This is a genomic window from Oscillospiraceae bacterium, from assembly GCA_025758045.1.
Taxonomy (GTDB): domain Bacteria; phylum Bacillota; class Clostridia; order Oscillospirales; family Ruminococcaceae; genus Gemmiger.
Window position 1 is genome coordinate 731914 of record CP107208.1, and the last position, 24965, is coordinate 756878.

The 24965-nt window shown below is 57.3% G+C and carries 24 protein-coding genes and 1 pseudogene; 5 read left to right on the forward strand and 20 right to left on the reverse strand.

Annotated elements, in window-relative coordinates:
- Positions 1–49: 49 nt before the first annotated feature.
- From OGM81_03615 to OGM81_03635, 5 genes and pseudogenes are all read right to left on the reverse strand, one after another.
- Complete coding sequence (locus OGM81_03615; GenBank protein UYJ44231.1) at positions 50–232, reverse strand: hypothetical protein; 183 nt, start codon at positions 230–232, stop codon at positions 50–52.
- Between the two features lie 75 nt (positions 233–307).
- Positions 308–868, reverse strand: coding sequence for a DUF2815 family protein (locus OGM81_03620; protein UYJ44232.1), 561 nt, complete (start codon positions 866–868; stop codon positions 308–310).
- Between the two features lie 14 nt (positions 869–882).
- Positions 883–1452 (reverse strand): annotated as a pseudogene (locus OGM81_03625) (DUF2800 domain-containing protein).
- Positions 1415–1765 carry a DNA ligase gene (locus OGM81_03630; GenBank protein ID UYJ44233.1) on the reverse strand — a complete coding sequence of 117 codons (351 nt, stop codon included), beginning with the start codon at positions 1763–1765 and terminating at the stop codon, positions 1415–1417. Before OGM81_03630 ends, OGM81_03625 begins: the two are co-directional and overlap by 38 nt.
- 5 nt (positions 1766–1770) lie before the next feature.
- Entirely contained in the window at positions 1771–1917 is a 147-nt protein-coding gene (locus OGM81_03635) for a hypothetical protein (protein ID UYJ44234.1), read from the reverse strand.
- 462 nt (positions 1918–2379) lie between these two features.
- Here OGM81_03635 and OGM81_03640 point away from each other — a divergent pair, with 462 nt between their 5' ends.
- Positions 2380–2832 (forward strand): tyrosine-type recombinase/integrase, encoded by a 453-nt coding sequence (locus OGM81_03640; protein ID UYJ44235.1) that lies wholly within the window; start codon positions 2380–2382, stop codon positions 2830–2832.
- A gap of 414 nt (positions 2833–3246) precedes the next feature.
- Positions 3247–3705 (forward strand): low molecular weight phosphotyrosine protein phosphatase, encoded by a 459-nt coding sequence (locus tag OGM81_03645; protein UYJ44236.1) that lies wholly within the window; start codon positions 3247–3249, stop codon positions 3703–3705.
- Positions 3706–3933: 228 nt separating this feature from the next.
- Here OGM81_03645 and lepA read toward each other — a convergent pair whose 3' ends face one another.
- The 11 genes from lepA to OGM81_03700 all read right to left on the reverse strand — a co-directional run bounded on the left by lepA (position 3934) and on the right by OGM81_03700 (position 17122).
- A complete protein-coding gene (gene lepA, locus OGM81_03650) occupies positions 3934–5742 on the reverse strand; it encodes a translation elongation factor 4 (GenBank protein ID UYJ44237.1) in 1809 nt (602 codons plus the stop codon).
- Positions 5742–6920 (reverse strand): alanine racemase, encoded by a 1179-nt coding sequence (alr, locus tag OGM81_03655; protein UYJ44238.1) that lies wholly within the window; start codon positions 6918–6920, stop codon positions 5742–5744. Before alr ends, lepA begins: the two co-directional genes overlap by 1 nt.
- Positions 6921–7011: 91 nt before the next feature.
- A complete protein-coding gene (locus tag OGM81_03660; GenBank protein ID UYJ44239.1) occupies positions 7012–8301 on the reverse strand; it encodes a chloride channel protein in 1290 nt (429 codons plus the stop codon).
- A 136-nt stretch (positions 8302–8437) separates the two neighbouring features.
- Positions 8438–9799 carry an MATE family efflux transporter gene (locus OGM81_03665; GenBank protein UYJ44240.1) on the reverse strand — a complete coding sequence of 454 codons (1362 nt, stop codon included), beginning with the start codon at positions 9797–9799 and terminating at the stop codon, positions 8438–8440.
- A gap of 188 nt (positions 9800–9987) precedes the next feature.
- Entirely contained in the window at positions 9988–10617 is a 630-nt protein-coding gene (locus tag OGM81_03670) for a V-type ATP synthase subunit D (protein ID UYJ44241.1), read from the reverse strand.
- Positions 10618–10629: 12 nt separating this feature from the next.
- Complete coding sequence (locus OGM81_03675; GenBank protein UYJ44242.1) at positions 10630–12027, reverse strand: V-type ATP synthase subunit B; 1398 nt, start codon at positions 12025–12027, stop codon at positions 10630–10632.
- A 15-nt stretch (positions 12028–12042) separates the two neighbouring features.
- Positions 12043–13797 carry a V-type ATP synthase subunit A gene (locus tag OGM81_03680; GenBank protein UYJ44243.1) on the reverse strand — a complete coding sequence of 585 codons (1755 nt, stop codon included), beginning with the start codon at positions 13795–13797 and terminating at the stop codon, positions 12043–12045.
- An 11-nt stretch (positions 13798–13808) separates the two neighbouring features.
- The gene (locus tag OGM81_03685) at positions 13809–14396 is read right to left on the reverse strand and encodes a V-type proton ATPase subunit E (protein ID UYJ44244.1); all 588 of its coding nucleotides are present in this window, start codon (positions 14394–14396) and stop codon (positions 13809–13811) included.
- Between the two features lie 11 nt (positions 14397–14407).
- On the reverse strand, positions 14408–14713 hold the full coding sequence (locus OGM81_03690; GenBank protein UYJ44245.1) for a V-type ATP synthase subunit F: 306 nt from the start codon (positions 14711–14713) through the stop codon (positions 14408–14410).
- Positions 14714–14717: 4 nt separating this feature from the next.
- Complete coding sequence (locus tag OGM81_03695) at positions 14718–15098, reverse strand: ATP synthase subunit C (protein UYJ44246.1); 381 nt, start codon at positions 15096–15098, stop codon at positions 14718–14720.
- A gap of 113 nt (positions 15099–15211) precedes the next feature.
- Positions 15212–17122 (reverse strand): hypothetical protein, encoded by a 1911-nt coding sequence (locus OGM81_03700; GenBank protein ID UYJ44247.1) that lies wholly within the window; start codon positions 17120–17122, stop codon positions 15212–15214.
- Between the two features lie 252 nt (positions 17123–17374).
- Here OGM81_03700 and OGM81_03705 point away from each other — a divergent pair, with 252 nt between their 5' ends.
- A complete protein-coding gene (locus OGM81_03705; GenBank protein UYJ44248.1) occupies positions 17375–18556 on the forward strand; it encodes an IS110 family transposase in 1182 nt (393 codons plus the stop codon).
- 126 nt (positions 18557–18682) lie between these two features.
- Here OGM81_03705 and OGM81_03710 read toward each other — a convergent pair whose 3' ends face one another.
- The 3 genes from OGM81_03710 to OGM81_03720 form a co-directional block, all read right to left on the reverse strand.
- Positions 18683–19741, reverse strand: coding sequence for a V-type ATPase subunit (locus OGM81_03710; GenBank protein ID UYJ44249.1), 1059 nt, complete (start codon positions 19739–19741; stop codon positions 18683–18685).
- On the reverse strand, positions 19738–20070 hold the full coding sequence (locus OGM81_03715) for a hypothetical protein (protein UYJ44250.1): 333 nt from the start codon (positions 20068–20070) through the stop codon (positions 19738–19740). Before OGM81_03715 ends, OGM81_03710 begins: the two co-directional genes overlap by 4 nt.
- 129 nt (positions 20071–20199) lie before the next feature.
- The gene (locus OGM81_03720) at positions 20200–20673 is read right to left on the reverse strand and encodes a DUF2798 domain-containing protein (protein ID UYJ44251.1); all 474 of its coding nucleotides are present in this window, start codon (positions 20671–20673) and stop codon (positions 20200–20202) included.
- Positions 20674–21026: 353 nt separating this feature from the next.
- Here OGM81_03720 and OGM81_03725 point away from each other — a divergent pair, with 353 nt between their 5' ends.
- Positions 21027–21725: a DUF1275 domain-containing protein gene (locus OGM81_03725; GenBank protein ID UYJ44252.1), complete on the forward strand. Its 699-nt coding sequence runs from the start codon at positions 21027–21029 to the stop codon at positions 21723–21725.
- A 73-nt stretch (positions 21726–21798) separates the two neighbouring features.
- On the opposite strand, the gene nrdG is transcribed toward OGM81_03725, so the two are convergent.
- On the reverse strand, positions 21799–22347 hold the full coding sequence (gene nrdG / locus OGM81_03730) for an anaerobic ribonucleoside-triphosphate reductase activating protein (GenBank protein UYJ44253.1): 549 nt from the start codon (positions 22345–22347) through the stop codon (positions 21799–21801).
- A 435-nt stretch (positions 22348–22782) separates the two neighbouring features.
- Here nrdG and nrdD point away from each other — a divergent pair, with 435 nt between their 5' ends.
- The gene (nrdD, locus tag OGM81_03735; GenBank protein ID UYJ44254.1) at positions 22783–24960 is read left to right on the forward strand and encodes an anaerobic ribonucleoside-triphosphate reductase; all 2178 of its coding nucleotides are present in this window, start codon (positions 22783–22785) and stop codon (positions 24958–24960) included.
- Positions 24961–24965 lie beyond the last annotated feature (5 nt).

Genomic DNA, 24965 nt, shown 5'->3' on the forward strand with positions numbered 1-24965 from the left:
GTCTAATAGAATAAGGGCAGCAGCTTTTTTTGCTGCCGCCCCGTGTGGATTACTGCTTGTCAGATTTGTTTTTACGGAAGTTGGGGCAGAGCCAGTGGAAGAACCTCTTTGCAAGTCCGAAGAGCCATTTCCATACTGCAATCAGAGCGCAGCCCCAGAAAAACATCGTGATTCCAAGAAGTGTCCCCCGGATGGCTGCGTCAATCAGGGTGTTTACAAGTTCCATTGTCATAGGTTGTCACCTTACCTTTCTGATAGTGGACGGCAGGTTTCCATGCCGCCCGGATTGTCATAGTTGCGATTGCTATTAGTTGAGGAAATCCTCATCGTCCGCAGTTGCAAAGTCATCTTCTGCACGGGACTTGCCGCCGAGAGGAGTGCCGTCTGCAATCTTCTGGAGATTGTTCAGACCGCAGGCAATGCCCTTGTTGCCGTTGGAGTTGAATGCGTAGAGGTTGATAGAAGCACGACCCTTGACACCGGAGTACATCTCCGAACGGTCAATGATCTGGTTGCGGTCAGCATCTACGATGCCGGGAGCAGTAGCGGAGTTGGCGTTGATGAAGTAGCTGTTTCTGTAGACCTCATCATCGGGACGCTCTGCATCGCCGTCACGAAGCGGGGTCTTGAGGACAGAGAGAGCAGGCACGCTCTTGCCGTTACCCTTCAGCTTTGCCTGGCCTTCCTCATAGGCTGCCTGGATTGCCGCCTTGATTTTTTCGATGGTCTTGGTATCGGACTTCGGGATAATCAGCGAAACGCTGAACTTGGGGGTGCCGCCGTTAATCGACTTCGGGTCCCAGCAGTTAAGGTAGCTGAAGATGCAGATGCCGGTTACGACTTTAGTGGGGTTAGTGAAAGTTTTCATAATCGTGGTCTCCTTTACTCTTTGAAATCATTTTCTGCTGTATTTTTCATTGGCGGACGCTTGTCCGCCTTAGAAACTAAGGTTGGTTTGCCCGGCGGTTTATAAGTAAAACTGCTAAGCAGTTCCTCAAACTTCTTCTTACCGAGAAGCGAGGTCATTGCCGTAATGCCCAAGAGCTTTTTCTCGTATGGGTCATATCCGGCTTTTTGGACTGCCGATGCAACATCAGCGTCACTTACATATTTTCGATTGCTGCGGCCTTCGACCACCTTAAAGTGACCGTAGTCCGTACCGAGCAGAGCCTGGTTTAATGCATATTCCTTTACATCAGCCGCCCAAGAAATGAACTGGCCGATTCTCATAAGGATTGCATCGATTTCGTAATCCTCAAGTTCTGCAGGCATCGCAAAGTCGTATTTCGCAAGTTCCAGATTGTATTCGGCACGCTTGCGGCAGGTTGCTTTTGCCTTGCAGAACTGACAGTGACTTCCGGCTTTGAAATCTCCCTTGCCCTTTAAGGCAAGCTGTGCAGTAGGTGCAAGCACCTCATCTGCAAAACGGAGAAGTTCCGCCTTTGTCATTGTGTGGATAATCTTCCTTTTTGATGTCGCTGAGTTTGCTTGCCCCGTATTTGGTGATGAGAGCCTTGACCTGTTCGGTGTATCCTTCATGGGACTTTGCCGAGAATGCTTTTCGCACATCGGTGAATTCATAGGTCTTGGCTGGCGGTTCGGCTGCCGGTTCAGCAGGCTTGTCCGTCTTTACCGCCGGAGCAGCTGTAGTTTCTTCTGTAGGAGAAGAAAAGATGTCTTTCAGGGCATTTGCTGCCTTGATCATGTTCTCGCCGCAGGTAATCATGTCATCGAGTACCAACGACAGTTCGCTCATTTTACTCATGGTCATTACTCCTTGTCGTTTTCTGCTTTGGTTTTCAGTTTTTCTGCCAGCCTCTTGGCTACCACGCTGATGGTGATAAGAACATCAATGAGTTCATCATCAACTGCGTCCGGCTCAAGCGGCTGTGTGTTTTCTCGCATCGCATCCTGCATTTTGCAGCACCTCCATTTCCGAAAGGCTTATCCCTTTCTGACAGCTATGTATTTGGGAAAGCTGTTTTTCCGTTTTGTGAGTAGATTCCTGAAAAATATTTTTCGCTCTTCCCTCGACAGCAGATATGTATTGAAGTTCGCTGATTTTCCGATTTACAGAAAAAGTCCCGTTCACAGGCACACGACCTGCGGACGGGACTTCCTTTTATATAGGAAAAAATATAGCGGAAATTTTTATATAGACGTGGCTCACAAAACGGAAAAAGGCAGAATCGCAATACATAACTGCCAGAGGGAGAAGTCTATCCCTACTAATCGGAAAGGAGGGATGCTCCGGAGCAGATTGGAGGAATTCTTGATGAAATTCAATCCGCATGAATCGATCATCAGCTGCAACGCGATTCAAAAAGACAGTATCATATCTTTTCCACCAAGACCAATGCCGGAACGAGAAAAATTCCTATGACGGAGGAAGTGTATCAGATGTTCAGAGCCATTCTGGAGGACAGGCCAACCGATCTTCCTGAGAAAATGGTGGATGGATATATTGGATTCCTTTTCAGAGACAAAGACGGAATGCCGCTGGTGGCCATGCACTGGGAACACCGGTTCAACAGTATGGTAGGCCGATACAATAATATTTACCGGGTTCAGATGCCAAACATTACACCGCACGTTTGCAGGCATACCTACTGCAGCAATATGGCCCGTGCGGGGATGAATCCGAAAACGCTGCAGTATCTGATGGGTCATAGCGATATCAGCGTTACCATGAACACTTATACGCATCTTGGACTGGATGATGCAAAGGACGAGATGATTCGCCTGCAGGAGTTGGAAGATGCCCGCAAAGAAGTCGAAAAGACAACAGAGAAACCGAAAGCAGTGACTCAGAGTATGTTCCGAGCCGTCTAAAATAGAATAAGATATATCGCAAGCACACCTGGAGCAGTCCGGGTGTGCTTTTTTTAGGGATTGATGTCAGCGGCAGTTTGCCATATAATAATAGGAAACATTATTATCAAATCTTTTGCAGGAATCGCTTGTTTTAACCCGTTTATTTATTTAGCAAACAGAAAAAATCAATCGTTAGAACGTATGCACCCACTATTGGGGAGTGTGCATACATTTTAACGATTGCTCAGGCAGAAAAAGGGTATACGGACAGGCCGTATCCGACTACTACACGACTACGTTTGAGTGCTGTGAATTGCCGCATTCTGCCGCAATTTGCGATATAGTGTAGGAACAATAAAAATCACAATCGTTATAAGGTTCGCAAAACGTGCCTGTTTACGGCAGTTTGCGGCATTTCAGGAGGAAAATTTTATGCTTAGAGTGCTTTTTGTTTGCCACGGTAACATCTGCCGCAGCCCAATGGCCGAGTTTGTGATGAAGGACATGGCGGCGAAAGCCGGGCAGGCAGAACGATTTGAGATCGCGTCTGCGGCGACGAGCACCGAGGAGATCGGCAACCCGGTCTACCCGCCTGCACGGCGCAAGCTGGCCGAGCACGGCATAGGCTGCGCGGGAAAAACCGCCCGCCAGATGACGCAGCAGGACTACGAGCACTACGATCATCTCATCGCCATGGACCGCAGCAACCTGCGCAACATGCAGCGGTTTGTGGGCAGCGATCCAGCGGGAAAGGTGAGCCTGTTGATGGACCACACCGCCCGCCCCGGCGATGTGGCCGACCCGTGGTACACCGGCGATTTTGATGCCACCTGGCGGGATGTGACCGAAGGGTGCGCAGCGCTGCTGGAAGAATTAAAGAACAAAATATAACGCAAAGGGAGCTGCCCCGGCAGGGCAGCTCCCTTTACTATGTTTAGGCAACACCGCACAATTCCCGCCTTACGGCTTAAGCACCGCTTCGGCGGCTGCGGCACGGCATCAGCGTTGCCAAAATGCTCGATAATACACAAAGTATTATCTGCGCTTTTGGCTTAGCAGATGCCGCACCTCGCTCGCCGTATCGGCACTTAGAATTGTGCGGTATTGCCTTTATGAAAATCAGGAATCCGAATCCAGCTTCAGTACGGCGGTGAAGGCCTCGCTGGGCAGGGTCACGCTGCCCAGCTGGCGCATCTTCTTTTTGCCTTCCTTCTGCTTTTCCAGCAGCTTCTTCTTGCGGGTAATGTCGCCGCCGTAGCACTTGGCCAGCACGTCCTTGCGCATGGCCTTGACGGTCTCGCGGGCAATGACCTTGCCGCCCACGGCCGCCTGGATGGGGATCTCAAACAGCGCGCGGGGGATGTTCTCCTTCAGCTTCTCGCAGATGCGGCGGCCCTTGGCGTAGGCGTTGTCAGCGAAAACGATCATGGACAGCGCGTCCACCACCTCGCCGTTGAGCAAAAAGTCCAGACGAACCAGCTTACTCTCGTGCCAGTCCTCCCACTCATAGTCGTAGCTGGCGTAGCCGCGGCTGCGGGACTTGATGGCGTCAAAGAAGTCGTAGACGATCTCGCCCAAAGGTATCTGGTAATGCAGGTCCACGCGCGTTTCATCCATATACTTCATGTCAATGAGCACGCCGCGCTTGGCCTGGCAGAGGTCCATCAGCGGGCCGACGTAATCGTTGGGGGTGTAGATGTGGGCATTGACGAATGGCTCCTCAGACTTGACGATGCGGGTCGGGTCGGGGTAGGCCGAGGGGTTATCGATGACCTCTATCGTGCCGTCGGTCAGGGTCAGGCGGTACTGGACGCCCGGCGTCGTGGTGATAAGATCGAGGTCAAACTCACGCTCCAACCGCTCGGTGATGATCTCCATGTGCAGCAGGCCCAGGAAACCGCAGCGGAAGCCAAAGCCCAGGGCGGCACTGGTTTCCGGCTCAAAACTCAGCGATGCATCGTTGAGCTGCAGTTTTTCCAGTGCGTCCTTCAGGTCTGGGTAGTCGGCGCCGTCTGCCGGGTAGATGCCGCAGAACACCATCGGGGTGACGGTGCGGAAACCGGGCATCGGCTCCGGCGTGGGGTTATTGGCCAGCGTAACAGTATCGCCCACACGGGTATCCCGCACGGTCTTGATGCTGGCGGTCAGGTAGCCGACCTCGCCAGCCTCCAGCTTCTCACAGGGGCTCAGCTGAGTGGCACCCATGCGGCCGACTTCCACCAGCTGGAACTCCGCGCCGGTGCTCATCAGACGGATGGTATCGCCGGGCTTGACGGTGCCATCAAAGACGCGCACGTAGACGATAACGCCCTTGTAGCTGTCATAGATGGAATCGAAGATCAGTGCTTTCAGTGGCTTGTCGGGGTCGCCGGTGGGGCCGGGAATATCGCGGACCACACATTCCAGCACGTCCTTAACGCCGATGCCCAGCTTGGCCGAAACGCGGGGTGCTTCCATGCAGGGCAGACCGATGACGTCCTCAACCTCTTTTGCCACGGCGTCGGGGTCGGCGCTGGGCAGGTCGATCTTGTTCAGGATGGGCACCACTTCCAGGTCGTGGTCCAGCGCCAGGTAGCAGTTGGCCAGCGTCTGTGCCTCCACGCCCTGGCTGGCGTCCACCACCAGCACCGCGCCTTCGCAGGCGGCCAGGCTGCGGCTGACCTCGTACTGGAAGTCCACATGGCCCGGGGTGTCGATCAGGTTGAACTCATAGGTCTCGCCGTCGTCGGCCTTATAGCGCATAGTCACGGCGCGGGCCTTGATGGTGATGCCGCGCTCCTTTTCCAGCTCCATGTTGTCCAGCACCTGGTCCGTCATGGTGCGCTTGTCGACGCTGTCGGTCAACTCCAGCATGCGGTCAGACAAGGTGGATTTGCCGTGGTCAATGTGGGCAACAATGCAGAAATTTCGGATATTTTTGCGGGCCATCAGGTTTCCTCCAAATCGTTCCAGATCTTACAGACGGTGCCGTTTTCTTTATATACGCGGGGCACGCGGCGTGCCAGGCCGCATACGATCTCATAGTTGATGGTGTTGGTCTTTTTCGCGATGGTGTCGGCGGTATCCCCTGCACCGGAGCCAAATACCACCACTTCATCCCCCATTTTTACCTCCGGGATGTTGGTAACGTCCACCAGCGTTTGATCCATGCAGACACGGCCCACCACGGGGGCGGGACGGCCGTGGATGCACATAACGCCCTGGCCCTGCCCACCGGACAGGGCGCGGGGATAGCCGTCAGCATAGCCGACACAAACCGTTGCCACCCGCATGGGGTGGTCCGCCGTGAAGGTCCGGCCGTAGCTCACACATTGGCCGGGCTGCAGCTCTTTCACAAAAGTGACGATACAATGCAGAGAAAGGGCAGGCTGCAGCTCCGGGAAGTGGGCATCCTCGCTGGGGTCCAGCCCATACAGGATAATGCCTGCGCGGGTCATATCCCGCCGCCATTCCGGGTGGCGCAGCTGCGCGGCCGAATTGGCGCAGTGCACCGTGCCGGTGGCATAGCCATCCGCCTGCAGGCGGTCCACCACGCGGGTAAACAGGTCATACTGTTCCTCCGTATAGGCCAGGTCATCCGGTGCATCGCTGTCTGCCACGGCAAAATGCTGGAAGATGCCGCAGATCGTAAGGCCCGGCAAAGCATACAGCGCCTCGACCTCACGGATGGTCTCTTCGAAACCCGAGCGTACCGCAAAGCCGATGCGGCCCATACCGGTGTCGATTTTAATATGAACCTTTACCCGCACCCCGGCCTGCACAGCAGCGGCCGAAAGCGCCTGGGCGTACTCCGTAGAGAAGCAGGCGGTGGCAATATCATCCTCCGCCAGCGTTGCAGCGTGGGCAGGGTCTGCATAACCCAGGATCAGGATGGGTATCGTAATGCCATGGTGGCGCAGATGATGCCCCTCGCCCAAGCTGCTTACCGCAAAACCGGCAACGCCTGCCTGCTGTACCGCCTTGGCGGTGGCTACGTCACCGTGGCCGTAGGCATCGGCCTTGACAACGGCGCAGACCGGCCCGCCGACCGCCTGCCTGATGTATGCGAAATTGTGGCGCAGTGCATCCAGATCGATCTCAGCCCAGCAATGTTTTTCAAACTTCATATCCATTCACCCCTTTATAGCCTATTCTCCCTGTCCTACCCTTTAAAAATTTATTATATCACACTTTCCCTGGCTGTACAATGACAGAAAATCAGTTTTCCGCGTCGGAATCGGTCTCCGACCATTTGCCGTGGACGCGCTGCACGCCCACCACACGCAGTTTGGAGTGGAGGAAGTGCTGCTCGCGATACAGGCTGAAGTAGCTGGACATCATGTAGGAGACGGCACAGGCCAGGGCGAACAGCTCAATGTTCTGCCCGCCGAACACCTCGATGGCCAGGCAGATGGACGCCAGCGGGCTGTTGGTACAGCCGCAGAACAGTGCCACCATGCCCAGCGCCGCGCCCAGGCCGGGGGCCAGCCCCAGCAGCGGGGCCACCGCGCAGCCAAAGGTCGCGCCGGTGAAGAAGATGGGTACGATCTCGCCGCCCTTGAACCCGGCCCCCAGTGTGATGCTGGTGAACAGCATCTTGAGCAGGAAAGCATACGGCACCGCCTGCCCGGCGATGGCGGCTGCAATAACATTGGCGCCCGCGCCGTTGTAATCGGTGGTGCCCAGCAGGGTGGTCAGCGCGATGATAAGCGCACCGCCGACCACCACCCGCAGATAGGCATTGGGGAACAGCTTTTTATACAGCTTCGGCGCGGCGTGGATCACCTCACAGAAAGCAATGCTCAACGCGGCCAGCAGCAGGCCCAGCAGCAATACACGGATCAGGTTGCCCGGCGTAGGGGCGGCATAGTCGGCCACCGCAAAGGCGGTGGGGGCCAGCCCCATACCGCTGCTGATCCACACGCCGATCAGCGCCGAGATCAGGCAGGGCAGCAGCGCTGCGTACTGCATGGAGCCGACGTCGACGACTTCCAGCGTAAATACGGTAGCGGCCAGCGGCGTACCAAATACAGCGGAAAACGCCCCCGCCATGCCGCACATGGTCATCAGGCGGCAGTCCCGGGCCTCCAGCTGCAGTCTCCTGCCGATCTGCCCGGACAGTGAACCCCCCAGCAGCAAGGCAGCGCCCTCACGGCCGCTGGAACCGCCGAACAAATGGGTGATGACGGTAGTTACAAAGATGAGCGGGGCGGTACGAAGGGAAAGTGGCTTATGCTCCCGCACCGCGACAAAAATTTGGTTGGTGGAGCCGCCGCCATCAGGGTCAAAATGCTGGTACAGGAACACGATGACCAGGCCGCCCAGCGGCAGCAGATAGATCAACCGCGGGTCAGCCGTGCGCAGGGCGGTCACTTTGTTGAGCGCCAGCCCAAACATTGCGCCAAACGGCCCCACTACACAGCCCACCAGCGCAGCCAGGATCACCCATTTAAAACAGACATACAGGTACCCCAGGCTGCTGCGCAGATACCGCAAGATTTTTTTCATAGACGACCTCCCCAAGGCAACAAAATACACCCACTGATTATACTCCCGCCGGGGGAAAAAGACAACATCTGCCAAAACAGGACTGGCGTTGCCTGTGCGATGCCAGCCCTGTTTGACTTGTTTACAATATGCGTTGTTACGCCGTCACCGGCTGCTGATTGAAAATTTTCATCGATTGTTTGTAGCAGTGGATGAAGTAGATAATTTCGGCAAAGCCCGTCAACGCCCAGGAGCAGGGGTAGAGCAGATACAGCGCCGGAATGGTGTGGAAGCAGGCGAAGATCGTGTAGACCCACGCCACGCGGAAGACGCAGGACCCCATAATAACGATGATGGTCGGTACCACGGTTTTGCCAAGGCCCCGGGAGGCGGCGATGGTGCAGTCCATAAAGGCAGAGATGCAGTAGGCCAGGCCCATGACCATGATGCGCTTCATGCCGGCGTCGATGACGTCCGGCTCGGTGGTGAAAAGCGCGAGGAACTGCCGCCCGAAGAGCAGCAGCCCGCCGCCCAGCACCAGGCCCACACCGAAGCCGTAGGCCAGGCTGATGAAGTAACTTTTCTTCACGCGGTCGACCTTGCCCGCGCCGTAGTTCTGGCTCATGAAGCTGGCACAGGCCATGTAGAAGGCGGCCATAGCGTCGTAGATCATGGCGTCGGCATTGGCAGCGGCCGAGTTGCCCTTGACCATCAGCGAGTCAAAGGAGTTGACGCCCGCCTGGATGAACAGGTTGGCGATGGCAAAAACTGCGTTCTGGAACCCGGCAGGCACACCCAGCAGCAGGATGCGCTTGGTCATACCCAGGTCCAGCTTGATAGCGTGCAGGTCCAGTGCGTAGCAATCCTGCACTTTGGTCAGTGCGCGCAGAATCAGCCCGGCAGACACGCACTGGGAGATGGCACTGGCCAGCGCCACGCCCATGACGTTGAGCTGGCAGACGATAACGAAAAACAAGTTGAGGCCGATGTTCAGCGCACCGGCGATAGACAGGTAGACCAGCGGCTTTTTCGTGTCACCGATGGCACTGAACACCGCGTTGCCGAAGTTATACAGCGCCAGGGCGGGCATACCCAAAAAGTACACGCGCAGGTACAAAATAGCACCGGGCAGCAGGTCCGGCTTGGTGTTGAGCAGTTCCAGCAGCGCAGGCGACCCCAGCAGGCCGACAAACAGCAGAATGACACCCGCAATAAAGCTGATGATGAGTGCCGAATGGACGGTCTTTTTGACATCGCCCGGGTGCTTGGCGCCGTAAAAGCGGGCCACCAGCACATTGATGCCGTTGCTCAGGCCGATCAAAAAGCCGGTGAACAGCGTGACAAAGATACTGGTGGACCCCACCGCGCCCAGCGCCGTAGACCCAGCAAACCGCCCGACGACCGCCACGTCTGACATGTTGAACAGCACCTGCAGCAGGTTGGACAGGGCCAGCGGCAGGCTGACGAGGAGGATCTGCTTCGCCAGCGGTCCCTCGGTCAGGGTTTTTGCATTTTTCATGGTTCCGATTTCCTCAATTTTTCCTTACACAACACCCCCGCATTGGGGCGAACATTCCTGATTATAGCAAGTTTTTATGCCTTTGGAAAGAGGTTTTTGCCAGATTTTGGCGGTTTTTAAAAAACAGCAAAAAAAGAACCGCCCGGCGCAAAATCGGGCGGTCTTTTTATCTGCAAAATCAGGGAAAATCAGGCTTCTTCAGCCTGTTTTTCTTTTTGGGCCTTGATGACTTTCAGGCGGCTGAATTCTTCGCGTTCGCGCTCGCCCAGCACCTCGTCGATGGACTTGATGGTCTTTTGCATCTGGGGGATCTGGACGTTGCCCAGGGCGTTAGCACGCTTCTGGGTCTTTTGGATGGCCTCGGCCAGGCGGATGACGCTGGTCTCCACTTCGGTCAGCTCCACCGTCAGGGTCTTGACCTCGTTGAATTTGAGGTAGGCCACATCCAGCGTGCCGTTGGTGGACTCCAGATCATAATAAATGCCCAAAGGCGAGGTCGTCTGCAGCGAGAGGGTGGGCAGTTCCACGCCCATGACGCTGCGGGTGCTCAGCCGCAGGCCGTATTCTACGGGCACGCCGCCGGCGTACTCCCCCACCGAGCCCAGCATGATGTTGGCTTTCTGCAGGGCGTCATACGCCTCGGCGTAGGCAGCCGAGATGCGGTCCTGGATGCCTGCGGCGCGGTCGATGAGCTGCATCATTTCGCGCACAAGGATGTTGCGCTTGCGGTCCATCAGGTCATAGCCCTGCTCCGCCAGCGCCAGGCTGCGCTTGGTAGCCATCAGGTTTGATTTTGTGGGGAAAACCTGCTGTGCCATGGTAAACTCCTTTTATTGCTTTGCGTGCTTGGCAATGCGGGCCTTGGCAGGCTCGTAGTACTTGTCCAGCGTAGCATCATCGCAGCGGTCCAGCGCGGCGCGGGGCAGTGCAGCCAACAGCTCCCAGCCCAGGTCCAGCGTTTGCTCCATGGTGCGGTCGGTGTTGCCCTGGCCGATGAACTCCTGCTCAAAGGCACGGCCAAAGGCCATCAGCTGCTTGTCGGACTCGGAAAGTTCTTCCTCGCCGATAACGCTGGCCAAAGCCTTAGCATCCTGCACCTTAGCGTAGCAGGCAAACAGCTGGTTGGACAGGGTGACGTGATCCTCGCGGGTGTAACCGGCGCCGATGCCGTCCTTCATCAGACGGGACAGGCTGGGCAGCACGGAGACCGGCGGATACAGGCCGGTGGCGTCCATACCACGGTCCAGCACGATCTGGCCCTCGGTAATATAACCGGTCAGGTCGGGGATGGGGTGGGTGATGTCGTCGCCGGGCATGGTCAAAATGGGGATCTGGGTGACAGAACCCTTGCTGCCCTTGATGATACCGGCGCGCTCGTACAGGCTGGCCAGGTCAGAATACAGGTAGCCGGGGAAACCCTTACGGCCGGGGATCTCGCCCTTGGAGGAGGAGAACTCGCGCAGAGCCTCGCAATAGCTGGTCATATCGGTCAAGATGACCAGCACGTTCTTGTTCAGGTCAAAGGCCAGATACTCGGCCACCGTCAGGGCGGCGCGCGGGGTGATGATACGCTCGATGATGGGGTCGTTGGCCAGGTTCAGCAGCATGACCACGCGCTCCATCGCGCCGCAGCTCTCGAAAGACTCCCGAAAGTAGGCGGCAACGTCGTTTTTGACGCCCATAGCGGCAAAGACGATGGCGAAGTCCGAGCCATCGGCCACGCTGGCCTGACGGACGATCTGGACGGCCAGCTCGTTGTGCTTCATGCCGGAGCCGGAGAAGATGGGCAGCTTCTGGCCGCGGATCAGCGTGGCCAGGCAGTCGATGGAAGAAATGCCGGTGTGGATGTAGTTACGCGGATACACACGGCTGACGGGGTTGATAGGTGCGCCGTTGACATCGCGGCGGGCGGTGGGGTAAATGTCGCCCAGACCGTCGATGGGGCGGCCCAGGCCGTCCAGCACACGGCCGGGCAGCTCGGGGCTGAGGTCCATCATCATGGGATGGCCGGTCAGCACCGTGCGGTTGTTGACCAGGCTTAAGCCGCGGGTGCCCTCGAACACCTGGATGATGCAGCGGTCGCCTTCGACCTCAACCACACGGCCCACGCGGGTGGAGCCGTCATCCAGATGCAGCTCGGCCATTTCGTCATACTGCACGCCTTTTACGCCGTCCAGCACGACCAGACTGCCGTTGATTTGGGAAAGTCCGATATGTTCCAGAATCATGTTATTCCCTCCTCATCAGCCCTGGGCCACAGCGGCCAGTTTGGCATCGATGTCTTTCTGCATGGCGTCCAGCTTCGAGAAGTCGTCGTTGGGCACCTCATACTTCATTTTGACCAGCTCATCAAACAGGCCGGTGGCCAGCAGACGGCTGACCGGCACCTGCTTGGCGACCAGCGCTGCACACTTATCGTACAGGTACAGGATGGTCTCCATCATCTTCAGCTGCTTTTCCAGCGGCACGTAGGTATCCACGGCGTGGAAAGCGTTCTGCTGCAGGAAGCCGACGCGGATAACACGAGCGATCTCGATGGTCAATTTCTGGTCGTCGGGCAGCACGTCCGAGCCGATCAGCTTGACGATCTGCATCAGGTTATTTTCCTGCAGCAGCAGGTTGGCGACGCGCTCACGGCAGGACATAAAGTCATGGCCGACGTTATCGTAGTACCAGCTGCCCAGATCGCCCAGGTATTCACTGTAAGAATCGTTCCAGTTGATGGCCGGATAGTGGCGGGCGTAAGCCAGGGACTTATCCAGTGCCCAGAAGCAGCGGGTGAAACGCTTGGTGTTCTGGGTGACAGGCTCGGAGAAATCGTTGCCCTGGGGGCTGACAGCGCCGATGACGGAGACGGAACCTTCGGCACCGTTCAGCGTCTTGACATAACCGGCACGCTCGTAGAACTCTGCCAGACGGCTGGGCAGGTAGGCGGGGTAGCCTTCATCGGCGGGCATCTCCTCCAAACGGCCGCTGATCTCACGCAGAGCCTCGGCCCAACGGGAGGTGGAGTCAGCCATCATGGCGGTGTGGTAGCCCATGTCGCGGTAGTACTCGGCCAGCGTGATACCGGTGTAGATAGAAGCCTCACGGGCGGCAACAGGCATGTTGGACGTGTTGGCGATCAGCACGGTACGGTCCATCAGGCTCTTGCCGGTGCGGGGGTCCACCAGTTCGCTGAACTCCTGCAAGGCCTGGGTCATCTCGTTGCCGCGTTCGCCGCAGCCGACGTAGATGATGATGTCGGCATCGCACCACTTTGCGATCTGGTGCTGGGTCATGGTCTTGCCGGTACCGAAACCGCCGGGGATGGCAGCGGCGCCGCCCTTGGCCAGCGGGAACATAGTATCAATAACACGCTGACCGGTGATCAGCGGGCGGGGCGAGGTCATACGCTCGGCCGCCGGGCGCGGGGTACGGATAGGCCACTTCTGGCACAGGGTCAGGGTGTGTTCCCTGCCCTTGGCGTCGGTCAGCTTGACGATGGGGTCGTTGACGGTGTAGCTGCCGTTCTCGGCAGCCCAGGTCACGGTACCGCAAACCTCCGGCGGGACCATGCAGCGGTGCTGGATGGCCGGGGTCTCGGGGCAGGTGGCGTAGATCTGGCCGCCGGTCAGGGTATCCCCTGCTTTAACGTTGACGGTCACATCCCACTTGGCGGCGGTATCCAGAGAAGGCTCGTGTGCACCGCGCTCGATAAAGCTGCCCATATGGCTCTCGATGGCGGGCAGCGGGCGCTGGATGCCATCGTAGATATTGCGCAGGATGCCGGGGCCCAGCGTAACGGACAGCGGGCCGCCGGTGCTTTCGACAGGCTCGCCGGCTTTCAGGCCGCCGGTCTCCTCGTAAACCTGGATGGTGGTCTCTTTATCGTTCATGCGGATGACCTCGCCTACCAGGCGGGATTTGCCCACATAGACCATTTCCATCATAGCCAGGTCGGTTTTGCCCTTGATGGTAACAACGGGGCCGTTGATGCTGTAAATTTTATTTTCCATAGCTTTGCCCCTCAAATCGTGATCTCCAGCCCTGCGTTCTGCAGGAACCAGTCGTGCTGGGCGTCCAGGCGGGCTTCCAGCGTATCATCGGCAGCCAGGCCGGTGGCGGGGTTGGCAGCGCGCAGGCCGCCCAGGGTGATGGTGTCATCGGCAGTCAGGGCCACACCGGCGGGCAGCTTGCCTTGCAGCAGGGGCAGGTCGGCGGTGCGGGCGTACAGGGTGCCGCTCTCGCCCATGGTCTCGGCCAGGGCGGTAGCACTCTTGACCAGCCAGGCGGCATAGTCCTTGCCGGCGGCAAAGGCAGCCAGCTGGGTGCGGGCGGCGGCGAAGGTATCGGCCGCAATCTGCTGGCGCTGAGCGGCCAGCTTGGCGCGGGCCTGCATGCGGGCGGCGCTCAACTCACGGTTGGCGCGGGTGCGGGCACGCTCTGTCTCAAAGTGGAGCGTATGCTCGGCCTTGGCCTGCTGGGCCTGGCGTGCCTCGTCCAGCTGGCGGTCGATCTCGGCATCGGTCTCGGTGCGGATGGCGGCGCAGGCGGCTTCGCCCTCGGCGCGGATCGATTCCAGGAACCGCTCGGCGCGGGTATCTAATTCATTCATGGTCACACCTCTTAGATTTTAACACCGATGGCCTCGCGGATATAGCGGGTCAGGCGGTCCTTACCGGCAGCACCGCCGCCGGTGGAAGGCACAGTGATGAGCAGCGGCGTACCTTTGGCACGGGCGCTGTCCAACACCTCAGTGTAGGTCTCGGCGATCTTTTCGGTCACCAGCAGCACAGCGATGTCGGGCTGCTTGGCGGCGTTTTCCAGCGCCTGGCGCAGGTCGGCTTCGCTGCGGGCCACGGTGCCCTCGATACCGGCCAGACGCAGACCGTTCATGGCGTCAGAGTTATCGCTGATGAGAAAGAACCGCATGGCCTTACACCAGCTTGCTCAGGATCATGATGGAGATGACCAGGCCGTACAGGGCGATGGATTCACCCAGGGCCACGAAGATCAGGCTCTTACCGAAGGTCTTTTCGTTCTCGCTGTTGGCAGCGATAGCAGCGGGGGCAGCGGAAGCAACAGCCATGCCGCCGCCGATACCGGCCAGACCGGTTGCCAAAGCAGCAGCCACCAGGCCGATGCTCAGGGAGGAGTTGTGGTCGTTGTCGGTGTTGGTTTCGGTGGTCTCGGTAGTGGAAGCGGCGGCAGCGGCCTCGTCGGTGTTGTCAGCAGCCAGGACGCCGAAAGCGCCGCAGCAGGTCACAGCCACAACCAGCAGAATGGTAACGAACAGCTTGTTGAATTTGCTTTTCATAAGAATACCCTCCATGATTTTTATTTTGTGAAATTCCCTCTATATAGGGATCGATGCTCGCATCGACCCGCGGGCGGATGCAAGCACCCGCCCCTACAGACAAATGCGGATATTTACGCCTTTTTGATATTAAACGCGGTAAACTTGCGACCGCCGCCTTTGTAGCAACGGCTGAACATCTCGTAGAACTCCAGACGGATGCCCTGGATGGCGGAGAGCAGCGCTTCGAGGCAGATGACCACGAGGTTGCCCAGGATGACCACCAGTATATTGTTAGGCGTGCCGGCCAGCGTAAAGACGACCATCATCATGCTGGCATGCACGATGACAAACGCACCCACACGCAGGAAGGAGATCGTGTTGGACAGGTAACTCAGCACCGTCTCCAACAGTTCAAACACGCTTTGCATCAGGTAGTTGCCCATGCCGCCGACAGGTTTCCAGGGCTTGCCATCCACCATGGGGGCCAGCAGCTCAGCGAACAGCAGCAGGACCAGGCCCGCTACCATGCCGATGGCAGCCAACACCTGCGGCAGGAAGGTGAACGCGCCCATGTAAGCGCTGGCCAGATCCACACCGCACAGGTAGGTGATGACACCCACCAGACCGTTGGGGGAGAAGATGAACTCACCCCACTCCTTGTGGCGGGCGTGGGTGTACATGTTCAGTACCATGGCCGCCAGCACCAGGACAACGCCGATGTAAACGGCGACCATCAGGATGCCGGTGATGGAATCCATGACCGAAACGGGCTTGCCTGCCATGCCAATGGCGTGGTAGAGCGGGTCCAGGGCATCCTCATAGCCGAAGAAGGAACCATAGACCAGGCCGAAGATCGTACTGGAGATGCCGCAGGGGATCATCAGATGGAACAGGTCGTTGTGCTTGACCTTCCACATAAAGGTGCTGAACAGCGCCAGCACGATGCCCTGCCCGACATCACCAAACATCATGCCAAACAGCACGGTGAAGGTGAGCGCTACGAAGCCGGTGACATCTGTCTCGCCATAGGCGGGCAGACCGTACATCTCGACGAAAAACTCAAAAGGGCGGCTCCACCAGGGGTTCTTCAGTTTGGTGGGGGGCGTCATCTTACCGGCGGCCTCGGGGCCGTCCACGGTAACGCGCAGGTCTTTAACTGCCCGCGCCTTGCCGGCGATCTCCTCCACATCCGGCGCCGGGACCCAGCCGACGCAGAAGAAATGGGAACCTTTCACGGCAGCCATGCGGCGCAGGTCGTACATAGCGGCGTAGTAGCGCACCGTGTCGTACAGCATCTGCACCTTGGCTTCGTGGTCATGCCACAAAGCCGCGATGCGGGCGTTGACATCATCCACCGACTTTTTGACAACTTCCAGGTTCTCTTTAAAATGCTCGATGATCTCGGCAGGGGAACCGGCCGCACCGGGCACACGCACCGGCTCGAAATACAGCATCGAGAAGATGCCGTCGGTCTCCAGCGCTTTCTCGCGGGGGGTCAGGTAGATGCCCCAGTAGCCGGTCTTGGTCTGGGTGCACTCTACAAACAGGATATAGGGATCATCGGCGTAGTTGCTCATCAGCTTGTTGTAGCCTTCGGTGGGCAGGAAGCCGAACCGCACCTTGACGTGCTGGCAATCCAGGATCTCATCCACATTTACTTTCAGGTTCAGGAAGTGGCTGTACTGGGCGATGCCGTCCTCGCAGAGCTTCTGCTGGTCCAGCAGGCCCTGGCGCTCGGCACACAGGTCATCGATCTGCTCCAGCAGGTCGCTCAAATAGGCTTTGGCTTCCTCGTCCGGCGGGTCGGTGTGGCGCTGCTCTTTATGCAGTTCCATGCCAGCCTCTTTCGCCATAGTCTCGATCTGGTCGCGGGTGGCGGGATAGGGGTTTTCCTCGTTGAGGGCGGCGTATCCCAGCGAATCCGACATATAACGGGTGGCAGGTTCCAGGTCAAACCGGCCGTCCATACAGCAGGCATCCAGGAAATCGTTCAGCTGGGGCAGGGTGCCTTGTACCCGCACCAGCTTCATCTTTTCAACCAATCCGTTCACACTCCTTGTATTATAAAATAGTAGTTTTTAAAGTCCCTCTCCAAGGACTGTGCTACACTGTAAGGGATGCTGTAGATTGGTTATCAGCTCCTACCGCAAGACGGTTCTTGAAAGGCTCCAACCACAGCTCTTTACAGTATTGTTGATCAGTTAGATACCGCCAGACGGTTTATGTAGAACAAGGTTACAAGAGTAAAGTGTTCTGTGGAATCAGCATCAAATAAACACAGCGGAGGTATTCTCATGGTTTGCGTTGGAATTGACGTTGCAAAGGACAAGCACGATTGCTTCATCCTCAGTTCAGAGGGCGAAGTTCTAGCGGATGTATTCACCATCCAGAACAATGCAGAGGGCTTCAACACACTCTTGCAGACGATTAGTTGCTGTACCAACCCAAAGGATAAAATAAAAGTAGGACTTGAGGCTACCGGACACTACAGCTACAACATCCTCGGATTTCTGCTTGATAAAGGCCTGCCAACCTATGTCATCAATCCGCTGCACACCAACCTCTACCGGAAAAGCCTGAGCCTTCGCAAAACCAAGACTGACCGTGTCGATGCGCGAACCATTGCAGCTATGCTCTTGTCTGATGTGGACCTCAAGTCCTACACAGACACAGCATACCACAACGAGGAGTTAAAGTCACTCACAAGATACCGGTTTGACAAAGTCCGCGAGAGAGCGAAGCTGAAGCAGTCCGTTTCTCGGTTGGTCACAATTCTGTTCCCAGAGCTTGAAAAGTTGGTGCCGACATTGCACATGGCGTCAGTTTACGCACTTCTCAGCGAGTTTCCTGGCGCCAAACAGGTTGCCGAAGCGCACCTGACGCATTTGAAAGCCGTCTTACACGACGCCTCCAAAGGCCGCTACGGGCGAGACATGGCAGTAACACTTCGGGATGCCGCCAGATGTTCTGTCGGCTCTGTCATGCCGGCCAAGTCCCTAGAACTGCGGCATACGATTCGCCTGATCCGCGAACTGGATTCCGAAATTCAGGACATTGAAGCTGCCATCCAGACGATGATAGAGGAAATCGCTTCTCCCATTACTACCATTCCGGGCATCGGCGTTCGGATGGGCGCAATGATTCTGGCTGAGATTGGGGACTTCTCCCGGTTCGATTCACCGGACAAAATCCTTGCCTACGCCGGGATGTCGCCATCTACCTACCAATCTGGGCAGATGTCACTCACAGGCGCATATTCCCACATGGAAAAACGAGGTTCCCGATACCTGCGCTACGCTCTTTACAATGCCACGAAATACGTCTGCCATTGGGACCCAATCTTCTCTGCCTATCTTGCCAAGAAGCGGGCTGAGGGCAAGCACTACAATGTTGCGCTCTCCCATGCGGCCAAGAAGTTGGTTCGGTTGATTTATGCCTTAGAGAAGTCCAGGCTACCCTACAGCAGCGCTGCATAAGTCCTTTATTCTCATAGGCTCAAGCAGGCGTCCAACAGGGCGTCAGCTTTGTTATACTCTTTTTTGACCGCCTACATTTTCCTCACCTTTCCACTCATTTCGGCTTGACTTTTAATAGTTAGTCTTTCAATCGTGTTCGTCGTAGCCGATCAGCAGGGCTAGGACTTCTTCGGCGGGCAGCTTGTAATGCACGCCCTCGATGATGTGGTTCAGGTTCCACACCTCGCACTGGGCCAGCCAGATGTAGCACATCATGACCAGCGTGGGCTCGGTGGAGAACCGCAGCCACTTGCGGCACCAATCGGTGCGGTAGCGGAAGAAGCCTTCCTTCAGCACGGTGTAATCGTGGTGAGCCAACAGCGGGCCGTAACTGGTTTGGGCAAACCGCTGCTTGAAAGCAGGCAGATCCGGCGAGGCCAGCAGGTAGTCCCACTCGGCGGCCGTCAGGGCGCTGCAATCTCGGCGGCAGGCGTTGCGCACCGTGGTGGCAGGCGCCCCTACGCGGATGAGCCGCGCGGCGTTGGACACCGCCGAGGTATCGCACTCCAGCTCGATCAGCTCCCGCAGGCCGGGCTGCTCGCCCTGCTTGGCGGGCTTGGGTGCCATAGCGACCAGCGCCCGGTGGCGGTACTCCTGCATCAGAGGTTCCGCCTGGGCGGTCAGGCCGCGGTCCGGCTTAGCGTTGGCCAGCGGGGCCAGTACCTTAGCCCAGGGCGTACCCTGTACCGCAGCCAAAAGGCTTTGCAGATCGGTGGCTTTGGCCAGCGCGTACAGATCAATGCTGCAGCGCTGTTCCAAAAAGTCCGGCAGGCGGTACAGGTAATCGCCGGGGCGGCCTGCATCCAGGCACCGCAGGGCGGCGGTCAGCTCGTCGACCTCGCAGCAAAGCGTTAAGTACTGGTACACGCTGCTGCCTGCGCTGCGGTCATACCGGCACAGGCTGTCGAAGCGTTCGTACTGGCTTTGCCGCAGCAGGTTCTCCAGCTGGGCGCGGCGGGCGTAGGTGGGGTTTACCTCGGCCAGCGTGTTGGCGTACAGCGGCAGAGCTTTCAACTCGTTGGCCAGCTCTGTCATTGTATGGCAATCCGTTAAGCGGCGGTAATCCTCGGCGCGCAGGCGGCGGCCATACAGGGCGCGGGCCTTTGCCAGCACAGCATTGCTGGCTTTGCCGCTCGCGTGGTTCATTGTGCAGCCTCCTGGGCCAGGGCGCGGCGTACCAGTTCTGCCGTCCACTCGGCCTCATGCTGTTTGGCGGCGGCCGTCATGGCGGCGGCAGCCTGTTCACATTCTTTGTCTAAGGCGGCGCGGGCCTCGGCGTTGGCGGCGTCGGCTGCTTTGGCGGCAGCTTCGGCATCCGTCTGGGCTTTGGCGTCGCACTCGGCAGCGATCGCCTGCTTGCGGGCATCCAGGGCGGCCAGCCGCGCCGTGCGCTCGGCCTTGGCTTTCTCACTGGCCTTACGCTGGGCGGCGTCCATCTCCAGGATTGCCTGCATCAGATCGTTCACATCTTTCATCCCATGCACCTCATTTCTGGAATTGGGATTTTTCCGGGTTTCGTCCCGTATTATAGCACTTTCACCAAAGATGGCAAGTCTCTTTTGTGCAGTTTTATTAGTACAAATTTAACAATGTGTCTCTGCGTTTCACTTTTTCTTGATGCAGCGCAATCCTGCGCCAAACACCGTGCGCACCAGCGGGCCGGCAGCTGCCAGCTGCCACAGGAACGCAGCGGGGTAGTTCAGCATGGTGGTCTGCACCCAGATGGCCACAAAGTTGGCGTTGTGGCTGTCCTTGAACAGTAGCGTGGCGAAAAAGCTCATCAGCGGGCACATCATCCAGGCCGACAGGCAGGAGATGGCCATGATCAGAAACACCTGCTTATCCTTGCCGGGGGTGAACCAGCCCGTAGCAATGCGCATGGCTACGGGGCCCACCAGAAATGTATCCAGCAAAAAGGCAATTGCCCCCATGATGGGCAGTTCACTGAAAGCAGCCAGAAAGATAAAGTTCTGCATCCCGCCCACATCCAAAGCGATATTGTAGCAGACCATGCCATAGACCATGACACAGACCATCATGACGGTGTAGACGATTTCCTGTTTTTTCGTTTGCGGCATACTTGATTACTCCTCTATTATAAAAAGTAGATACGGTTTTTCCAAAAGCAAAACAGCCGCCGGGGTGTCGCTCAACTCGTTGCGACGCCCTGGCGGCTGTTGTCTCACTGCGTTGGAAAGTGAAGCAAGTATACCGCAAATGTACGCGCCGTGTAATACCCTTTTTCAGGATTCTGCGTTTTGTACAAAAGTTATCGCCGTCTGTTGACAAGTGGTTGGGCAGTTCCCTGCCTTCCGTTTATTTTTTGGTACAGCTTGTGTATTTTGTTTTTTGCGGCTTTACACTGCGCGGCCGCCGCGCTATAATGGGCAGCGTACCTGTTGTATATATAAAAGGGTAAGAGGGGTTATCCATGGCACACAAAGTATGGCATCACCACGGGCAGATGAGCGAAGCTTTCCGCACCGTGATGTTTCTTTCCGCATCCGGCGGCTTACAGGATGCCTACACCTATATCGGGCGCGGCAAAGTGTTTGCCAACGCCCAGACCGGCAACATTGTGCTGATGAGCCAGGCTGCCTTTGACGGGGACCTGGCGCGGGTGCTGCACTATCTGGTGCCGCTGCTCTCCTTTGCGCTGGGCGTAGCAGCGGCCGAGGCCATCCATATCCGCTACCGCGAGGCCAAGCGCCTGCACTGGCGGCAGCTGGTGCTGGTGGTGGAAATTCTGCTGCTGTTCGGGGTAGGGTTCCTGCCCAACACGCTGGATCTGGCCGCCAACGCGCTGGTTTCGTTTGCCTGTGCCATGCAGGTACAGGCCTTCCGCAAGGTGCACGGCTACCCGTTTGCCAGCACCATGTGCATCGGCAATATGCGCAGCGGCATGGAATCGCTGGTGGTGTACTTCCACCTGCACGACCGCAAGATCCTGTACAAGGCACTGCACTACTTCGGCGTGATTCTGCTGTTTGCCGTCGGGGCCGGGCTGGGTGCCCAGGCCGTAGCGGTGTTCGGCAACCGGACCATCTGGTTCAGCTGCGCACTACTGCTGGTAAGTCTCTGCTTCATGTTCATCCAGGATGAAAAAGAAGCCTTGAAAGAAAAAGCATAAAATCTGCGCATAAAACGGCCCCCGCCGGGATAGATTCCTGGCGGGGGCCGTTTGCTATACGGGCTTGTATGTACTACATCTTGTGGTCTGCGAAGATTGGATCATCCTGCCACAGCACCACATGACCGGCAGCGCGGGTGCGGTTCATATCAATGATGCGCTGATTGCTGGAGCCGCGGAACCGCAGGCTGATGTCGTACTTGTCCTGCACGAAGTCGCCGTCCACGAGCACATCTATATATTGTAGGAACTCGTCGGTCACCTCGCAGCGGCCGCAGCCGGGCCGCAAAATTTCCTGCTCAAAATGGTTGCCGGTATAGCACCATATTGTCTTGTTGGGGTACAGCGCCTTGACGTTTTTGACGAAGGGCAGCAGTTCCCGCTGGTTTTCCGGCTCGAACGGCTCGCCGCCCAGCAGCGACAGGCCGTTGATGTAGCCCGGAGCCAGGCTTTCTAAAATTTTGTTGCGGACCTCTTTGGTAAAAGGCTCGCCATAGTTAAAATCCCACGCCACAGCGTTAAAGCAATTGGGGCAGTGGCGGCGGCAGCCCGAAACAAACAGGCTGGTGCGCACCCCCTCGCCGTTGGCGATGTCACAGTATTTGATGGTTGCATAGTTCATGGGGCAAGGCTCTCCTTATAAACGGCACATGCAGTATCGTCTCAACATCTTGTGTTTTTGTGCCAGGGTGATTCAATATCTGCTAACAGTATACCAGCTTATGCCGCCCACTGCAAGCCCCGCCCTGACGCAGAGCACGCGATATTTCGCGCTGCATCGACTCAAATCCTGTCAATTGGCAACATCTCCCCAAAATAGCCAAAAAAACAAGCTTATTTTCTACGCGGTTGTAGCCGCGGCATTTTCATCGTTGGAACGTTCGAAATGCAATATTTTGTCGTGTCGAAATTTAGTACCACTATATATAGTGGTTTTCTCCCTTGACTTTTTTCCCCCGCTGCGATAAGATAGATTTGCTCGCCAAACGGAGTTTGTACGTTTGGAACTTGTATACAGTTTGTATATTTCAGATAGATCAGTGTTAGGAGTGTCAGCATGAAAATCATCAAACGCAACGGCAGTGAGGCCGTCTTCGACATTACAAAAATTATTGCAGCCATTACCAAGGCCAACCATGTCGTGCCGGAAAGCCAGCGTTTGACCAAAGAGCAGATCATCGAGATCAGCGACCATGTGCAGACCAGCTGCCTGTCCCGCGGCCACGCCATGAACGTGGAGGAGATCCAGGACCTGGTCGAGGACGAGATCATGCAGACCGGCGCCTTTGAGGTTGCCCGTAAATATATCACCTACCGCTATGTGCAGAGCCTGAAGCGCACCCACAACACGACGGACGACAAGATCCTCTCCCTCATCGAGTGCAATAACGAGGAAGTCAAGCAGGAGAACTCCAACAAGAACCCCACCGTCAACAGCGTGCAGCGCGACTACATGGCCGGCGAAGTCAGCAAGGACTTGACCATGCGTATGCTGCTGCCCCCGGAGATCGTCAAGGCCCATGAGGAAGGCATCATCCACTTCCACGATGCCGACTACTACGCCCAGCACATGCACAACTGCGACCTGGTCAATCTGGACGACATGCTGCAGAACGGCACCGTCATCAGCGGCACGCTGATTGAGAAGCCCCATTCCTTCTCCACCGCCTGCAACATTGCCACCCAGATCATCGCCCAGGTAGCGTCCAGCCAGTACGGCGGTCAGAGCATCAGCCTGACCCACCTGGCCCCCTTCGTGGACGTCAGCCGCAAGAAGATCCGCCGCGATGTCGAGGCCGAGATGCGCGATCTGGGTATCGATCCCGGCGAGGAGAAAATTTCTGAGATCGTGGAAAAGCGCCTGCGTGAGGAGATCAAGCGCGGCGTGCAGACCATCCAGTATCAGGTCGTCACCCTGATGACCACCAACGGCCAGGCTCCGTTCATCACCGTGTTCATGTACCTGAACGAGGCCGGCGACAACCAGCGCCTGAAGTCCGACCTGGCCATCGTCATTGAGGAAATGCTGCGCCAGCGTTACCAGGGCGTCAAGAACGAGGCCGGCGTCTGGATCACCCCCGCCTTCCCCAAGCTGATCTACGTGCTGGAGGATGACAATATCTACGAGGGCCAGCCCTACTACTACCTGACCAAGCTGGCTGCCAAGTGCACCGCCAAGCGCATGGTACCTGACTACATCAGCGAAAAGAAGATGCTGGAGTACAAGGTGGACAGAAACGGCGAGGGCCATTGCTTCACCTGCATGGGCTGCCGCAGCTTCCTGACCCCCTACGTGGACGAGAACGGCAAGCCCAAGTATTACGGCCGCTTCAACCAGGGCGTTGTCACCATCAACCTGGTGGATGTGGCCCTGTCCAGCGGCGGCGACTTTGATAAGTTCTGGAAGATCTTTGACGAGCGCCTGGAGCTGTGCCACAAGGCCCTGATGTGCCGCCACAACCGCCTGAAGGGCACCCTGAGCGACGCCGCCCCCATCCTGTGGCAGTACGGCGCCCTGGCCCGCCTGAAGAAGGGCGAACCCATCGACAAGCTGCTGTACGGCGGTTACTCCACCATCAGCCTGGGTTACGCAGGCCTGTATGAGTGCTGCAAATATATGACTGGCAAAAGCCACACCGACCCCGCCGCCAAGCCCTTTGCCCTGCACGTAATGCAGCACATGAACGATGCCTGCACCAAGTGGAAAGAGCAGCACAACATCGATTTCAGCCTGTACGGCACGCCGCTGGAGTCCACCACCTACAAGTTTGCCAAGTGCCTGCAGAAGCGCTTCGGCCTGGTGCCCGGTATCACCGACCGCAACTATATCACCAACTCCTACCACGTCCATGTGACCGAGCCGATCGACGCTTTCACCAAGCTGAAGTTCGAGAGCGAGTTCCAGCGCCTGTCCCCGGGCGGTGCCATCAGCTACGTGGAAGTGCCCAACATGCAGGATAACCTTGAGGCTGTCATCAAGGTGATGCAGTTCATCTACGAGAACATCATGTACGCCGAGCTGAACACCAAGAGCGACTACTGCCAGGTGTGCGGCTACGACGGCGAGATCAGCATCGTGCAGGAGGACGGCAAGCTGGTTTGGGAGTGCCCCAAGTGCCACAACCGCGACCAGAACAAGCTGAACGTTGCCCGCCGCACCTGCGGCTACATCGGCACCCAGTTCTGGAACCAGGGCCGCACCGCTGAGATCAAGGACCGCGTGCTGCATCTGTAATTTTC

Excerpts from the sequence above, each read along its gene's own strand:
- OGM81_03705 (UYJ44248.1), top strand. The coding sequence starts at position 17,375 with ATGGTTTGCGTTGGAATTGACGTTGCAAAGGACAAGCACGATTGCTTC.
- OGM81_03640 (UYJ44235.1), top strand. The coding sequence starts at position 2,380 with ATGACGGAGGAAGTGTATCAGATGTTCAGAGCCATTCTGGAGGACAGG.
- OGM81_03670 (UYJ44241.1), bottom strand. The coding sequence starts at position 10,617 with ATGGCACAGCAGGTTTTCCCCACAAAATCAAACCTGATGGCTACCAAG.
- alr (UYJ44238.1), bottom strand. The coding sequence starts at position 6,920 with ATGAAGTTTGAAAAACATTGCTGGGCTGAGATCGATCTGGATGCACTG.
- OGM81_03685 (UYJ44244.1), bottom strand. The coding sequence starts at position 14,396 with ATGAATGAATTAGATACCCGCGCCGAGCGGTTCCTGGAATCGATCCGC.
- OGM81_03690 (UYJ44245.1), bottom strand. The coding sequence starts at position 14,713 with ATGCGGTTCTTTCTCATCAGCGATAACTCTGACGCCATGAACGGTCTG.
- OGM81_03725 (UYJ44252.1), top strand. The coding sequence starts at position 21,027 with ATGGCACACAAAGTATGGCATCACCACGGGCAGATGAGCGAAGCTTTC.
- OGM81_03615 (UYJ44231.1), bottom strand. The coding sequence starts at position 232 with ATGACAATGGAACTTGTAAACACCCTGATTGACGCAGCCATCCGGGGG.
- OGM81_03695 (UYJ44246.1), bottom strand. The coding sequence starts at position 15,098 with ATGAAAAGCAAATTCAACAAGCTGTTCGTTACCATTCTGCTGGTTGTG.
- OGM81_03715 (UYJ44250.1), bottom strand. The coding sequence starts at position 20,070 with ATGAAAGATGTGAACGATCTGATGCAGGCAATCCTGGAGATGGACGCC.
- OGM81_03635 (UYJ44234.1), bottom strand. The coding sequence starts at position 1,917 with ATGCAGGATGCGATGCGAGAAAACACACAGCCGCTTGAGCCGGACGCA.
- OGM81_03645 (UYJ44236.1), top strand. The coding sequence starts at position 3,247 with ATGCTTAGAGTGCTTTTTGTTTGCCACGGTAACATCTGCCGCAGCCCA.
- nrdD (UYJ44254.1), top strand. The coding sequence starts at position 22,783 with ATGAAAATCATCAAACGCAACGGCAGTGAGGCCGTCTTCGACATTACA.
- OGM81_03675 (UYJ44242.1), bottom strand. The coding sequence starts at position 12,027 with ATGATTCTGGAACATATCGGACTTTCCCAAATCAACGGCAGTCTGGTC.
- lepA (UYJ44237.1), bottom strand. The coding sequence starts at position 5,742 with ATGGCCCGCAAAAATATCCGAAATTTCTGCATTGTTGCCCACATTGAC.
- nrdG (UYJ44253.1), bottom strand. The coding sequence starts at position 22,347 with ATGAACTATGCAACCATCAAATACTGTGACATCGCCAACGGCGAGGGG.
- OGM81_03720 (UYJ44251.1), bottom strand. The coding sequence starts at position 20,673 with ATGCCGCAAACGAAAAAACAGGAAATCGTCTACACCGTCATGATGGTC.
- OGM81_03660 (UYJ44239.1), bottom strand. The coding sequence starts at position 8,301 with ATGAAAAAAATCTTGCGGTATCTGCGCAGCAGCCTGGGGTACCTGTAT.
- OGM81_03630 (UYJ44233.1), bottom strand. The coding sequence starts at position 1,765 with ATGAGTAAAATGAGCGAACTGTCGTTGGTACTCGATGACATGATTACC.
- OGM81_03620 (UYJ44232.1), bottom strand. The coding sequence starts at position 868 with ATGAAAACTTTCACTAACCCCACTAAAGTCGTAACCGGCATCTGCATC.
- OGM81_03665 (UYJ44240.1), bottom strand. The coding sequence starts at position 9,799 with ATGAAAAATGCAAAAACCCTGACCGAGGGACCGCTGGCGAAGCAGATC.
- OGM81_03710 (UYJ44249.1), bottom strand. The coding sequence starts at position 19,741 with ATGAACCACGCGAGCGGCAAAGCCAGCAATGCTGTGCTGGCAAAGGCC.
- OGM81_03680 (UYJ44243.1), bottom strand. The coding sequence starts at position 13,797 with ATGGAAAATAAAATTTACAGCATCAACGGCCCCGTTGTTACCATCAAG.